The sequence below is a fragment of the Streptomyces sp. NPDC107575 genome, assembly GCF_055657265.1.
Window position 1 is genome coordinate 409,651 of record NZ_JBVKBG010000003.1, and the last position, 12,497, is coordinate 422,147.

Annotated in this window: 15 protein-coding genes and 1 riboswitch; of the genes, 7 read left to right on the forward strand and 8 right to left on the reverse strand. The window is 71.0% G+C overall.

Annotation, left to right across the window (positions count from 1 at the left end):
- Window positions 1-28: 28 nt before the first annotated feature.
- From ACZ7L4_RS15090 to ACZ7L4_RS15115, 6 genes are all read right to left on the reverse strand, one after another.
- On the reverse strand, window positions 29-889 hold the full coding sequence (locus tag ACZ7L4_RS15090; RefSeq protein WP_472102622.1) for a hypothetical protein: 861 nt from the start codon (window positions 887-889) through the stop codon (window positions 29-31).
- Window positions 890-934: 45 nt separating this feature from the next.
- Complete coding sequence (gene metF, locus ACZ7L4_RS15095; RefSeq protein WP_472102624.1) at window positions 935-1,855, reverse strand: methylenetetrahydrofolate reductase [NAD(P)H]; 921 nt, start codon at window positions 1,853-1,855, stop codon at window positions 935-937.
- Between the two features lie 82 nt (window positions 1,856-1,937).
- Window positions 1,938-2,585, reverse strand: a complete 648-nt coding sequence (gene thiE / locus ACZ7L4_RS15100; protein ID WP_472102626.1) for a thiamine phosphate synthase — start codon at window positions 2,583-2,585, stop codon at window positions 1,938-1,940.
- An 81-nt stretch (window positions 2,586-2,666) separates the two neighbouring features.
- Complete coding sequence (locus ACZ7L4_RS15105; protein ID WP_399234645.1) at window positions 2,667-3,032, reverse strand: Rv2175c family DNA-binding protein; 366 nt, start codon at window positions 3,030-3,032, stop codon at window positions 2,667-2,669.
- Between the two features lie 117 nt (window positions 3,033-3,149).
- On the reverse strand, window positions 3,150-4,382 hold the full coding sequence (locus ACZ7L4_RS15110) for an NAD(P)/FAD-dependent oxidoreductase (protein WP_450813549.1): 1,233 nt from the start codon (window positions 4,380-4,382) through the stop codon (window positions 3,150-3,152).
- Between the two features lie 119 nt (window positions 4,383-4,501).
- Complete coding sequence (locus tag ACZ7L4_RS15115) at window positions 4,502-4,849, reverse strand: avidin-fold protein (RefSeq protein WP_472102628.1); 348 nt, start codon at window positions 4,847-4,849, stop codon at window positions 4,502-4,504.
- Between the two features lie 53 nt (window positions 4,850-4,902).
- A riboswitch (TPP riboswitch) is annotated at window positions 4,903-5,016 on the forward strand.
- On the opposite strand from ACZ7L4_RS15115, the gene thiO reads away from it, so the two are divergent.
- The 6 genes from thiO (at window position 5,014) to ACZ7L4_RS15145 (ending at window position 10,720) form a co-directional block, all read left to right on the forward strand.
- The gene (gene thiO, locus ACZ7L4_RS15120; RefSeq protein ID WP_472102630.1) at window positions 5,014-6,192 is read left to right on the forward strand and encodes a glycine oxidase ThiO; all 1,179 of its coding nucleotides are present in this window, start codon (window positions 5,014-5,016) and stop codon (window positions 6,190-6,192) included. (Overlaps the previous riboswitch by 3 nt.)
- Entirely contained in the window at window positions 6,189-6,389 is a 201-nt protein-coding gene (gene thiS / locus ACZ7L4_RS15125; protein ID WP_450813546.1) for a sulfur carrier protein ThiS, read from the forward strand. The genes thiO and thiS overlap by 4 nt, the downstream gene beginning before the upstream one ends.
- Window positions 6,390-6,396: 7 nt before the next feature.
- Window positions 6,397-7,191, forward strand: coding sequence for a thiazole synthase (locus tag ACZ7L4_RS15130; protein ID WP_472102632.1), 795 nt, complete (start codon window positions 6,397-6,399; stop codon window positions 7,189-7,191).
- 100 nt (window positions 7,192-7,291) lie between these two features.
- Window positions 7,292-9,241: a Stk1 family PASTA domain-containing Ser/Thr kinase gene (pknB, locus tag ACZ7L4_RS15135; protein WP_472102634.1), complete on the forward strand. Its 1,950-nt coding sequence runs from the start codon at window positions 7,292-7,294 to the stop codon at window positions 9,239-9,241.
- A gap of 48 nt (window positions 9,242-9,289) precedes the next feature.
- Window positions 9,290-10,153: a deoxyribonuclease IV gene (locus ACZ7L4_RS15140; protein ID WP_472102636.1), complete on the forward strand. Its 864-nt coding sequence runs from the start codon at window positions 9,290-9,292 to the stop codon at window positions 10,151-10,153.
- Window positions 10,154-10,219: 66 nt separating this feature from the next.
- Window positions 10,220-10,720, forward strand: a complete 501-nt coding sequence (locus tag ACZ7L4_RS15145) for a DUF4396 domain-containing protein (RefSeq protein WP_472102638.1) — start codon at window positions 10,220-10,222, stop codon at window positions 10,718-10,720.
- 40 nt (window positions 10,721-10,760) lie between these two features.
- Here the strand turns inward: ACZ7L4_RS15145 and ACZ7L4_RS15150 are convergent, their stop codons facing one another.
- Complete coding sequence (locus ACZ7L4_RS15150) at window positions 10,761-11,393, reverse strand: sulfite oxidase-like oxidoreductase (RefSeq protein WP_472102640.1); 633 nt, start codon at window positions 11,391-11,393, stop codon at window positions 10,761-10,763.
- Between the two features lie 174 nt (window positions 11,394-11,567).
- Between ACZ7L4_RS15150 and bfr the strand changes: the two genes are divergently transcribed.
- The gene (gene bfr, locus ACZ7L4_RS15155) at window positions 11,568-12,047 is read left to right on the forward strand and encodes a bacterioferritin (RefSeq protein WP_399234629.1); all 480 of its coding nucleotides are present in this window, start codon (window positions 11,568-11,570) and stop codon (window positions 12,045-12,047) included.
- On the opposite strand, the gene ACZ7L4_RS15160 is transcribed toward bfr, so the two are convergent.
- Window positions 12,044-12,301, reverse strand: coding sequence for a (2Fe-2S)-binding protein (locus ACZ7L4_RS15160; RefSeq protein WP_472102642.1), 258 nt, complete (start codon window positions 12,299-12,301; stop codon window positions 12,044-12,046). The two genes, bfr and ACZ7L4_RS15160, sit on opposite strands and share 4 nt — an antisense overlap.
- Between the last annotated feature and the right edge of the window lie 196 nt (window positions 12,302-12,497).

Genomic DNA, 12,497 nt, shown 5'->3' on the forward strand with positions numbered 1-12,497 from the left:
GCGGAAGTCCGGGCCCTCGACGGCCGGTTCAGTACCGGTACTGCTGCTCGTTGTACCCGTTGTTGTCGTACCCCGCGTTCGGGTCGTGTTGCGGGTACGCCGGGTACTGCTGCTCGGGCGGCAGTTCACCGCCGTAGTTCTGCTGCTGCCCGTCGCCGTTGCGCTGCTGCGGCACCCAGACGCCGCCGGGAGGCGTCTCCCCGCCGTAGCCCGCTGCCGTCGCGTACGGGTCGGCGTAGCCCTGCCCGGTGGCGTACGGGTCGCCGTACTGGGGCTGCGCCGGGTAGCTCTGCGCCCCGATGTACGGGTCCGAGTACGGGGCGGCGTACGGCTGCTGCGCCGGGTCGTAGCCGTAGCTCTGCTGGTCGTAGCCGTAGGACCCGGCGTCGTAGCCGTAGTCCTGCGTCCCGTGCGCCGCCTGGGCGTACGCCGTGTCCTGGTAGACGCCGTACTGGCTGGTGTCGTCCGGCATCGGCTCGGGGGCGTACACCGCCGTGCTCTCGGCCGCCGACTCGGGGACCGGCGCGTACTCCTGCGGCGCCGGCTCGTACTCCAGGTCGGAGACCTGCAGCGTCGGTTCCTGGTGCAGCTCCTCCTCGGAGCGGCGCCCCCGGTCCATGCCCGGGACACCCGGCACGCCCTTGATCGACCAGCCCGCGGCGAACCCGCGGCGGAACGACAGGGTCACGTACGTCTGTCCGATCGCGAACGCGATGGCCCCGGCCCCGATGACGAGCACCGAAGGAATCAGGACGCCGATCACGACCCCGAGGAAGCCGCCGAAGGCGAGCAGCCGCCAGCGCAGCCGTGCCTTGTACTGCAGCAGAACCTCACCGAGGAGCCACAGTGCCACCAGTCCGAACGCGACATAGAGGACCGCCCAGCCCATGTACGCCCCTCTCGTACGGCCGTAGCCCTTGCGGGTACGGCGAAGTCAGCCCCGCTCTTGGTGCAGGCCCAGGTTCTCGTAGATCTCCAGCGTTGCCGTGGAGTTGTTGAGCGTAATGAAGTGCAGACCCGGCACTCCCTCGTCAAGCAGCTTGGCGCAAAACTCCGTAGCGAACTCGATGCCAATGGAGCGTACAGCGGCCGGATCGTCTTTTGCTGTGAGGATTCGCTCTTTCAACTCCGGAGGGAAGTCCGCGTTGCTCAACTTGGGCAGGCGTTCGAGCATGCGCACGCTCGTCACCGGCATGCATTCCGGGATGATCGGCGTCTCGCAGCCGGCCGCGGCGACCTTGTCGCGCAGCCGCAGGTACTCCTCCGGGTAGAAGAACATCTGCGTGATCGCGTAATCGGCGCCCGCGCGGCACTTGTCGACGAAGTGCCGCACGTCGGAGTCCCAGTCCGCCGAACGCGGGTGCATCGCCGGGAATGCCGCGACCCCGACGCAGAAGTCGCCGGACTCCTTGATCAATTCAACGAGTTCGGCCGCGTACGTGAGGCCTTCGGGGTGCGAGATCCACTCGCCCATGGGGTCGCCCGGCGGGTCGCCGCGGACCGCGAGCATGTTCCGGATCCCGGCGTCGGCGTACTGGCCGATGATGTTGCGCAGTTCGGCGACCGAGTGTTCGACGGCGGTGATGTGGGCCACCGGCGTCAGCGTCGTGTCGGCGACGATCTGCTGCGTCTCCTTGACGGTGCCCGCGCGCGTGGAGCCGCCCGCGCCGTACGTCACGGAGACGAAGTCGGGCGAGACGGCCTCGACCCTGCGCAGCGCGTTCCAAAGGTTGCGCTCGCCCTTTGGGGTCTTCGGCGCGGAGAACTCGAACGAGAAAGCCGTCTTGCCGGGTGCGAGCATGTCGCGCACGGTGCGGGCGCGATCAGTCCTGGTGGAAGCGGTACCTAGGGCCATACGGGCAGGTTACTGACCGATATCCAAAGGCCCTAATCCCCGTCCACCTTGCGGACAGGCCCGCAAAGCGCCTTGTCGGAGGTCAGGCGGAACGCAGGCGCTTCGCGAACTCGGCCGCCGCGGCTGCCGGGTCGTCGGCCTCCGTGATGGCCCGGACGACGACGGCTCTGCGGGCGCCCGCCTCCAGTACCTCGTCCAGGTTCGCGAGGTCGATGCCGCCGATGGCGAACCAGGGGCGGTCCGTGTCCAGGCCCGCCGTGTACCGCACCAGGTCGAGGCCCGGCGCGTACCGCCCGGGCTTCGTCGGGGTCGGCCAGCAGGGGCCCGTGCAGAAGTAGTCCACGCCCTCCTGGACGGCGGCCGCGGCGGCCTCGTCCTCGGCGTGCGTGGAGCGGCCGATGAGCACGTCCTCGCCGAGCACGGCGCGGGCGGCGGGGACGGGCAGGTCGCCCTGGCCCAGGTGCAGCACGTCCGAGCGGATCGCGTGGGCGACGTCCGCGCGGTCGTTCACCGCGAAGAGCTTGCCGTGGCGGCGGGCCGCCTCGGCGAACACCTGGAGGTGCTCGAGCTCCTCGCCGGCCTCCATGCCCTTGTCGCGCAGCTGCACGATGTCGACGCCTGCGGCCAGCACGGCGTCGAGGAACTCCGGCAGATCGCCCTGGCGCCTGCGGGCGTCGGTGCACAGATAGAGCCGTGCGTCGGCGAGCCGGGCGCGCTTGGATTCCGCCATGAAAGTCCCCCCGTGGGTCGTGCGGTGTCGGTGGCGTGCGCACCACGAGGGTCGCGGTGCGCACGCCGGACGGTTGTCAGGTCAGACGGCGAGCGCCTGGGCGCGGCGCTTCACCTCCGTGCCGCGATTCTCGCTCAAGGCCTGCGCGGGCGTGCCCGGCAGGCTCGGGTCGGGGGTGAAGAGCCACTCCAGCATCTCTTCGTCGCTGAAGCCGTCGTCCCTCAGGACCGTCAGGAGGCCGACGAGCCCCTTGACGATCTTGTCGCCGTCGATGAAGGCGGCGGGCACGTGCAGTGCCCTGTTCTCACCGCGGCGCACGGCGATCAGCTGGCCTTCCTTGACCAGCTGCCGCACACGCGTCACCTCGACATCGAGCTGTTCCGCGATGTCGGGGAGGGTGAGCCAGGCGGGGACGAGAGCATCGATCTTTGCGTCAATCTCGGTCACAGGACAAGCGTGCCATCCCGGACTGACACTCGGAAGCCGGGCCGGTGCGGATGGGCCACGACTCCTCCCCCTTTCGCCCCCTCCGTCACGCTTTGGAGGGCCCGCGGGGCGGCCGACTCAGGCCACCGCGGACTTCAGCGGACGGGCCGGGTCCGCGAGCCGCTCCGGGTCGAGCGCGGCACCCGACTGGATGAGCTTGCGCCCCTGGGCCAGGTCGCGCGGCTTGCCGACGGCGAGGACGGCCACCAGGGCGCCGTCGCGCAGCCAGCACACCGACCAGGCCGCGCCTGCGGGGTCGCCGCGCCAGACCGTCGCGTCGGCGCCCTCGTGGTGCCCCGCGTACTGCACGAACCGGCCGAACTGCTCGGACCAGAAATAGGGCACCGGGTCGTACACCGCCGGGGTCAGGCCGACGATGTTCGCCGCGACCGTGCGCGGCCCCTGCAGCGCGTTGTCCCAGTGGTGGACCATCAGGCGCTCCCCGTAGCGACCCGAGGGGAACGAGGAGCAGTCCCCCACCGCGTACACGTCGGGTACGGAGGTGCGCAGCCCCTCGTCCGCGAGCACCTCGCGGTGGGCGCCGAGCTCGATGCCGGAGCCGGCCAGCCAGCGGGTGGCGGGGCGGGCGCCGATGCCGACGACGACGGCTCCCGCGGGCAGCCGCGTGCCGTCGTCGAGGACCACGACGCCCGGCTCGATGCGCTCCACGCGCGCGTGGGTGCGCAGCTGGGCCCCGGCGTCGGCGTACCAGGCCGCCATGGGGGCGGCGATCTCGGCGGGCAGCGCCCCGGCCAGCGGCCGCTCGGCGGCCTCCACGACGGTGACCCGGCAGCCCGCCTCGCGCGCGGCGGTGGCGAACTCGGCGCCGATCCAGCCGGCGCCCACGACCACCACGTCGTGCTGCTCGGCGAGGACGGGCCGCAGCCGCTCGGCGTCGTCGAGCGTGCGCAGCAGGTGCACTCCGGGGGCGGAGTGCGTACCCGGCAGCTGGACGGGTTCGGCGCCGGTCGCGACGACCAGCACGTCGTACGGGACGGGTCCCTCGGCCGTGTCCAGCTCATGGTCGCCCGGCCGCAGCCCGGTCACCTCGCGGCCCAGCTCCAGGGAGACGCCGAGCGCCTCGAAGTCCACGTCGAAGGCCGAGCCCTCGGCCTTGCCGAGCAGCACCGCCTTGGACAGCGGTGGCCGGTCGTACGGCTGGTGGGGCTCGGCGCCGAGCAGGGTGACCGCGCCGGTGAAGCCCTGTTCGCGCAGCGCCACGGCGGTCTGCACACCGGCCATGCCCGCGCCCACGATGACGACGTTCCGCTGCCCCGAAGGCGCTCCGCTCCCGCTCCGCTGCTCACTCACGGGATCAACCTTAGGCACCTGATCTTGCCTCGGTCAGCGGTGCGGGCCACTCCCGCGCCGTGACGTCCTGCACATGTCCCGGCGGTTTAGCGATCAAGGTCGGGGCGGCGATCCGCGGTTCACACCCGGCCGGGGAGCTCCTCGACCACGCTGGTGCCGCTGCCCTCCTGCGACTCCCACTCCCAGGTCTCGTCGAGGCGCACCCGGCCGTCCGGAAGCTCGGACACGGTCGAAACGCAGTGCCCGGAAGAGGTGGTCCCGTCGGTCTTCAGCTGGACGTAGCGGAAGTCGAGCCGGTCGCCTGAGCGGGTCCCCACGAGGTGCCCCTCCACGACATCGCCGCCCACGTAGTCGGCCGATACACGGCCGTCCCGCTCCCGGTACGCGAAGCGGGTGCGCGTGCCCACCTGACCGGGCGCCTGGTCGGCGACGGGGGACATCACGAGGCCGTCGAGAGATCGGGTCACGGGTTCGAGGCTCCCTTACTGGGGGTCGCGGTGAACGGCTAGGGTGGCCAACGTAGAGCACTCGCGGGAGCCCGTACGCAGCGGGCTGAGAGGGAGGCTGGAGCGGCCTTCGACCGTCCGAACCTGATCCGGGTCATACCGGCGAAGGGAGGGGCTTGACGCCCATGTCGTCGACGCCATCCGTTCATTCGCACACCTGCGACGTCCTCGTCGTCGGTGGCGGCATCATCGGTCTGGTCACCGCCTGGCGGGCCGCGCAGCGCGGCCTGTCCGTCGCGGTCGCCGACCCCGAGCCCGGCGGCGGGGCCGCCCAGGTGGCGGCCGGAATGCTGGCCGCCGTCACCGAACTGCACCACGGCGAGCAGACGTTGCTCGGCCTGAACCTGGAGTCCGCGCACCGCTACCCGGACTTCGCGGCCGAGCTGTCCGAGGCCACCGGGCAGGACCTCGGCTACCGCGCCTGCGGCACGCTCGCGGTCGCGCTCGACGCGGACGACCGCGCCCATCTGCGCGAACTGCACGCCCTGCAGACGAAGTCGGGGCTCGCATCGGAGTGGCTCTCGGGCCGCGAGTGCCGCCGCCTGGAGCCGATGCTCGCGCCGGGCGTGCGCGGCGGACTGCGGGTCGACGGGGACCACCAGATCGACCCGAGAAGGCTCGCGAGCGCCCTTGTGACGGCCTGCGAGCGTTCCGGCGTGACCTTCCACCGGTCGTGGGCCGAACGGCTCCGTGTCGTCCGCGACCGGGCGCGCGGCGCGGTCCTCGCCGACGGCACCGAACTCGCCGCCGACCAGGTCGTGCTGGCCGCAGGCAGCCGCGGCGGACAGCTCGCGGGCGTGCCCGACGCGGTGCTCCCGCCGGTCCGTCCCGTCAAGGGCCAGGTGCTGCGCCTGACGGTGCCGAAGCGGTACGCGCCCTTCCTCAGCCGCACGGTCCGGGCGGTCGTCCGCGGCGGCAACCTCTACCTGGTGCCACGCGTCAACGGCGAGCTCGTCGTGGGCGCCACCAGCGAGGAGCTGGGCTGGGACACCACGGTGACCGCGGGCGGCGTCTACGAACTTCTGCGGGACGCCCACGAACTCGTCCCCGGCATCACCGAACTGCCGCTCACCGAGACCCGCGCGGGCCTGCGCCCCGGATCGCCCGACAACGCGCCGCTCCTGGGGCCGACCGCCCTGCCGGGCCTCCTCCTGGCGACAGGGCACTACCGCAACGGCGTGCTCCTGACGCCCATCACCGGCGACACCATGGCGCACGCCCTGACCACCGGTGAACTACCCGAAGAGGCCCGCCCGTTCACGCCGAAACGCTTCGGCACAGCCCTCGTGGAGCAGCCCGCATGAACGTCCACGTCAACGGCGAGCCGCGCACGGTGACCGCGGGCACCACGCTCGACCTCCTGGTCACCACGCTCACCAGCGCGCCCCAGGGCGTCGCCGCCGCCCTCAACGAAACCGTCGTCCCCCGCACCCAATGGCCCGCCACGGCGCTCTCCGAAGGAGACCGCGTCGAGGTCCTCACGGCCGTCCAAGGAGGCTGAACCGTCCATGGCCGACGACACTTTCGTCCTCGGGGGCGAGCCGTACTCCTCGCGCCTGATCATGGGCACGGGCGGGGCGCCCAGCCTCGACGTCCTGGAGCGCTCCCTGGTGGCCTCCGGTACCGAACTCACCACCGTGGCGATGCGCCGTGTGAACGCGAACGTGCACGGCTCCGTGCTCTCCGTCCTGGAGAAGCTGAACATCCGGGTGCTGCCGAACACGGCGGGCTGCTTCACCGCCGGGGAGGCCGTCCTGACGGCCCGCCTCGCGCGCGAGGCGCTCGGTACGGACCTGGTGAAACTGGAGGTCATCGCCGACGAGCGCACCCTGCTGCCCGATCCGATCGAGCTGCTCGACGCCGCGGAGACGCTGGTGGACGACGGCTTCACGGTGCTGCCCTACACGAACGACGACCCGGTCCTGGCCCGCAAGCTGGAGGACGTCGGCTGCGCGGCGATCATGCCGCTCGGCTCCCCCATCGGCTCCGGGCTCGGCATCCGCAATCCGCACAACTTCCAGCTGATCACCGAGCACGCGCGCGTACCCGTGATCCTTGACGCGGGCGCGGGCACCGCATCCGATGTGACGCTCGCCATGGAGCTCGGCTGCGCGGGTGTGATGCTCGCCTCGGCGGTGACCCGCGCGCAGGAGCCGGTCCTGATGGCCGAGGGCATGCGGCACGCGGTGGAGGCGGGGCGGCTCGCGTACCGCGCGGGCCGCATCCCCAAGCGCCATTTCGCGGAGGCGTCCTCGCCGACGGAGGGGCGCGCGCACCTCGATCCCGAGCGCCCCGCCTTCTGACGCGAACGCACGCTCGCGCCGGTCACAGCTGTGCTGCAGTACGGGCCCGGTCCTGCGGCACGGCGGCTGGCTGTCGGTCACTCCTCGTACACTCGCCTGCGTGGACACGACCCTTCAGGACCCGTTGCTCGGGCATGTGCTCGACGGCCGGTACCGCGTCGACGCACGCATCGCGGTCGGCGGGATGGCCACGGTCTACCGGGCCGTGGACACCCGCCTCGACCGCGTGCTCGCGCTCAAGGTGATGCACCCCTCGCTGGCCGCCGACGTCTCGTTCGTCGACCGCTTCATCCGCGAGGCCAAGTCGGTGGCCCGCCTCTCGCACCCCAACGTCGTGGGGGTCTTCGACCAGGGCACCGACGGCGCGTACGTGTATCTGGCGATGGAGTACGTCGCCGGCTGCACCCTGCGGGACGTGCTGCGCGACCGGGGTGCGCTGCGGCCCCGCGCCGCCCTCGACATCCTGGAACCGGTCCTCGCCGCGCTGGGAGCGGCCCACCGCGCGGGCTTCGTGCACCGCGACATGAAGCCGGAGAACGTCCTGATAGGGGACGACGGCCGGGTCAAGGTGGCGGACTTCGGCCTGGTCCGCGCGGTGGACACGGTCACGAACACCACGGGCTCGGTCCTCGGCACGGTCTCGTACCTGGCGCCCGAGCAGATCGAGAACGGCACGGCGACCGCGAGCGTGGACGTCTACGCGTGCGGGGTCGTGCTCTACGAAATGCTCACTGGCGGCAAGCCGCACGCGGGCGAGTCCCCCGCCCAGATCCTCTACAAGCACCTCCACGAGGACGTGCCTCCGCCCTCGGCGGCCGTCCCCGGCCTCCCCTTCGAGCTGGACGAGCTGGTCGCGTCGGCGACGGCCCGCACCCCCGAGGTGCGCCCGCACGACGCCGTGGCGCTCCTCGCGCAGGCCAGGGGCGCCCGCTCGGCACTCACCGACGCCCAGCTGGACGCGGTGCCGCCGCAGGCGCACGACACGGAGCACGTGGGGGCCGACGACCGTACGAGCGTGATCCCGCGCGCGGTGGGCACCCCCGTACAGCTTCCGCTGCCCACGGACGCCGCGGACCAGGCGCAGCTCAACCGGACGAGCCGCCTGGAGATGCCGCCGCCCATGCCGCCCGCGGCCCCGGCGCCCGCCCGCGGCAGCGGTCGCGGTCCGCAGCGCCGGACCCTCGCGATCCTCGTGGGGATCCTGCTGGTCCTCGGACTCGGCACCGGCGTCTGGTACATCAACTCCGGCCAGTTCACGCAGGTCCCCTCGGTCCTCAACCAGACGCAGACGCAGGCCGAGAAGCGCCTCGCCGACGCGGGCCTGGAGCGGGGCACGGTCACGCGCGCGTACAGCGACACGTACAAGCGCGGCACCGTCATGGACAGCGACCCGGGTTCAGGCGACCGCATCCGCAACGGCGGAACGGTCGATCTGACCGTGTCCAGGGGCTCGAAGACCGTGAAGGTGCCCGACCTCGCCGGCACCCCGCTGGACACCGCGAAGAGCCAGCTCAAGAAGCGGGACCTCGAACCGGGCATGACCACCAAGAAGTTCAGCGACCAGATCGCCAAGGGCTCGGTGATCAGCACGGATCCCGGCGCGGGCGAGACCCGCAAGGCCGGTTCCGCCGTCGCCCTGGTCGTCTCCAAGGGCTCCCCCGTCGACGTCCCCGACGTCACGGGCGAGTCCGAGCAGGACGCCATCGCCGACCTGGAGGACGCGGGCCTGAAGGCCGAGATCTCCACGAAGCGGGTCAACTCCGAGGAGGACAAGGGCAGCATCGCCCAGCAGTCCCCCGCCGAGGGCAAGCAGCTCGCCGAGGGCGACACCGTGACGCTGACGATCTCCAAGGGCCCCGTCATGGTCGAGGTCCCCGACGTCACGGGCCTGAAGGTCGACGAGGCGAAGTCGCAGTTGAGCGCGGCGGGCTTCGAGGTGGAGGAGAACCGCGGACTGCTCGGCCTGTTCGGCGACACGGTCAAGAGCCAGTCGGTGGAGGGCGGCGACGAGGCCCCGAAGGGCTCCAGCATCACGATCACCATCCGGTAGCCACGGCCCGGCCCCGGGCGTTCGAACACCCATGACACCCTGGGCCGGGTGAACAGCAGCATCCGCAATCCGATCGGCGGCCACGTCCCGGTGGCCGGCGGCCTCGCGAGCGTAGGGCTCTCCTACGCTCGTGACCTCAAGGCCGAAACCGTCCAGGTCTTCGTGGCCAACCCCCGCGGCTGGGCCACCCCGCCCGGCAATCCCAAGCAGGACGAGGACTTCCGCGCCCAGTGCGCCGAGGCGAACATCCCGGCGTACGTGCACGCCCCTTACCTGATCAACTTCGGCTCGCACACCGAGGCGACGGTCGACAAGTCCGTGGACTCGCTGCGGCACTCGCTGCGCAGGGCCCGCGCGATCGGCGCGCTCGGCGTCGTCGTGCACACCGGCTCCGCGACCGGCGGCCGGGAGCGCGAGGTCGCTCTCGCGCAGGTCCGCGAGCGGATGCTGCCGCTGCTCGACGAGCTCACCCACGACGACGACCCGTTCCTGCTCCTGGAGTCGACCGCGGGCCAGGGCGCCTCGCTGTGCTCGCGGACCTGGGACTTCGGCCCGTACTTCGACGCCCTCGACCGCCACCCCAAGCTGGGCGTCTGCCTCGACACCTGCCACATCTTCGCGGCGGGCCACGACCTCACGGGCCCGGCCGGCATGAAGCAGACGCTCGACCTGCTCGTCGACACGGTCGGCGAGGGCCGCCTCAAGCTGATCCACGCCAACGACTCCAAGGATGTGGTGGGCGCCCACAAGGACCGGCACGAGAACATCGGCACCGGCCACATCGGCGAGGAGCCCTTCCGCGAGCTGATGGCCCACCCCGCGACCGAGAACGTCCCCCTGGTCATCGAGACGCCCGGCGGCAAGGAGGGCCACGCGGCCGACGTCGAACGCCTGAAGAAACTTCGCACCTGAGGAATACCCCTGGGGGGTATGTGGGTTACCTTGGTGCCAGCATCCGCAGCAACCACTGGGGGAACCATGCAGCACGAGACGCACACCGGGCACGAGCACCACGCGCACCACGGGACGCACGGCACCGGCGGCAAGGTCTCCTGGTCCATGGCCGCCCAGGCCACGCTGCACTGCCTCACCGGCTGCGCCATCGGCGAGGTCCTCGGCATGGTGATCGGCACCGCACTGGGCTGGGGGAACGTGCCGACGATGGTCCTGGCGATCGCGCTCGCCTTCTTCTTCGGCTACTCGCTCACGCTGCGCGGCGTCCTGAAGGCGGGCGTCGACTTCAGGACGGCCTTCCGGGTAGCGCTCGCCGCGGACACCCTGTCCATCGCGGTGATGGAGCTGATCGACAACGGCGTGATCGCGCTGTGGCCGAACGCCATGGACGCGCACCTGTCGGACGCCCTGTTCTGGGGCGCGCTCGCCGCGTCGCTCGCGATCGCCTTCGTGGTCACGACCCCGGTCAACCGCTGGATGATCGGCCGCGGCAAGGGCCACGCGGTCGTGCACCAGTACCACTGACCCCCAGGGGGTATCCGGAGCGAAAGCCCGGGGAGGCGGCCTAGAACTCGGGCCCTTCTCCGGGCTCCTCCTGGTACGAGTACCGCTGCTCACGCCACGGGTCGCCCACGTTGTGGTACCCGCGCTCCTCCCAGAACCCGCGCCGGTCCGCCGTCATGTACTCGACGCCGCGCACCCACTTCGGCCCTTTCCAGGCGTACAGATGGGGCACCACGAGGCGCAGCGGGAAACCGTGCTCGGCGGTGAGCAGCTCGCCGTCCTTGTGCGTGGCGAAAATGGTCCGCTCGGAGGCGAAGTCGGACAGCCGCAGATTGGACGAGAATCCGTACTCGGCCCACACCATCACATGGGTGACATCGGGCCCGGGCGGAGCCAGCTCCAGGATCGTGGAGGCGCGCACGCCACCCCATTCGGCGGCGAGCATGCTGAACTTCGTGACGCAATGAAGATCGCCGGTCACGGTCCCGTACGGCAGTGCCGAGAACTCCTCATGGTTCCAGCAGTGCTTGTCACCGTCGGCGGTCGAGCCGAAGACCCTGAACTCCCAGCGCTCGGGCCGGAACTTGGGCACCGGGCCGTAGTGCGTGACGGGCCAGCCGCGCTGCAGCCGCTGCCCGGGGGGAAGCTCCGGCTGCACTGCTCCCCCAGACTCGCGACCCACCGGATGACCCATGCCTCCATCCTGACAGACCTCGGGCAGTGGACGTGACCACGCCCACCCCCGCGGAGCTGCCACGGGCGTTGATTCGGGCAACTCCTACTAAGCATGCACTTACTGGACGCGCTCCGGCGCCGGTGCAAGGATGCGCGAAACCTGCCCAGTAACCGCTTGGAAGGAGCCTCTGCGATGCAGGGCGACCCCGAGGTCATCGAGTTTCTCAACGAGCAGCTGACGGCCGAGCTCACGGCGATCAATCAGTACTTCCTGCACGCGAAGATGCAGGACAACTTCGGCTGGACGAAGCTCGCGAAGTACACCCGCTCCGAGTCGTTCGACGAGATGAAGCACGCGGAGGTGCTGACCGACCGGATCCTGTTCCTGGACGGACTCCCCAACTACCAGCGGCTCTTCCATGTCCGCGTCGGCCAGACGGTCACGGAGATGTTCCAGGCGGACCGGCAGATCGAGGTCGAGGCGATCGACCGCCTCAAGCGGGGCATCGAGCTGATGCGCGGCAAGGGCGACATCACGTCCGCAAACATTTTTGAGTCGATCCTCGAGGACGAGGAGCACCACATCGACTACCTGGACACGCAGCTGGAGCTGGTGGAGAAGCTGGGTGAGGCGCTGTACATCGCGCAGCTCATCGAGCAGCCGGAGAGCTAAGCCGCTTCCGGCAGCTGGGCCGGCGCCGTCTGCGGCGCGAGGGCCGCGGCCGAATCGCCCTGCTCGACCAGGTCCCGGCGGGGGCACGCGCCCCGGCCGAGCAGCGCCTGGATCCGGCGGACGCAGGAGCCGCAGTCCGTGCCGGCCTTGCAGGCCGACGCTATCTGGCGGGGGGTGCAGGCACCGTCCTCCGCGTGCTTCTTGACCTGCGCCTCGGTGACACCGAAGCAGTTGCAGACGAACACGCGGTTCACCTCCCGGTCGGACTGTCGTCGGGACTCATAGGTAGTGCCGTCCCGATTGATCGGTGAGGCTAACCTAACCTTACCCGCCGGGTCGGTTGCACAAAAGTGCCGTGGGGGGGGGGGCCCCCTGGTCCGCGCCCCCCCACGTTCCCCCCCATGCAACCGGGTCCCCCGTTTCTGTGCCCCCTCCCCCCCCCGAAAACCA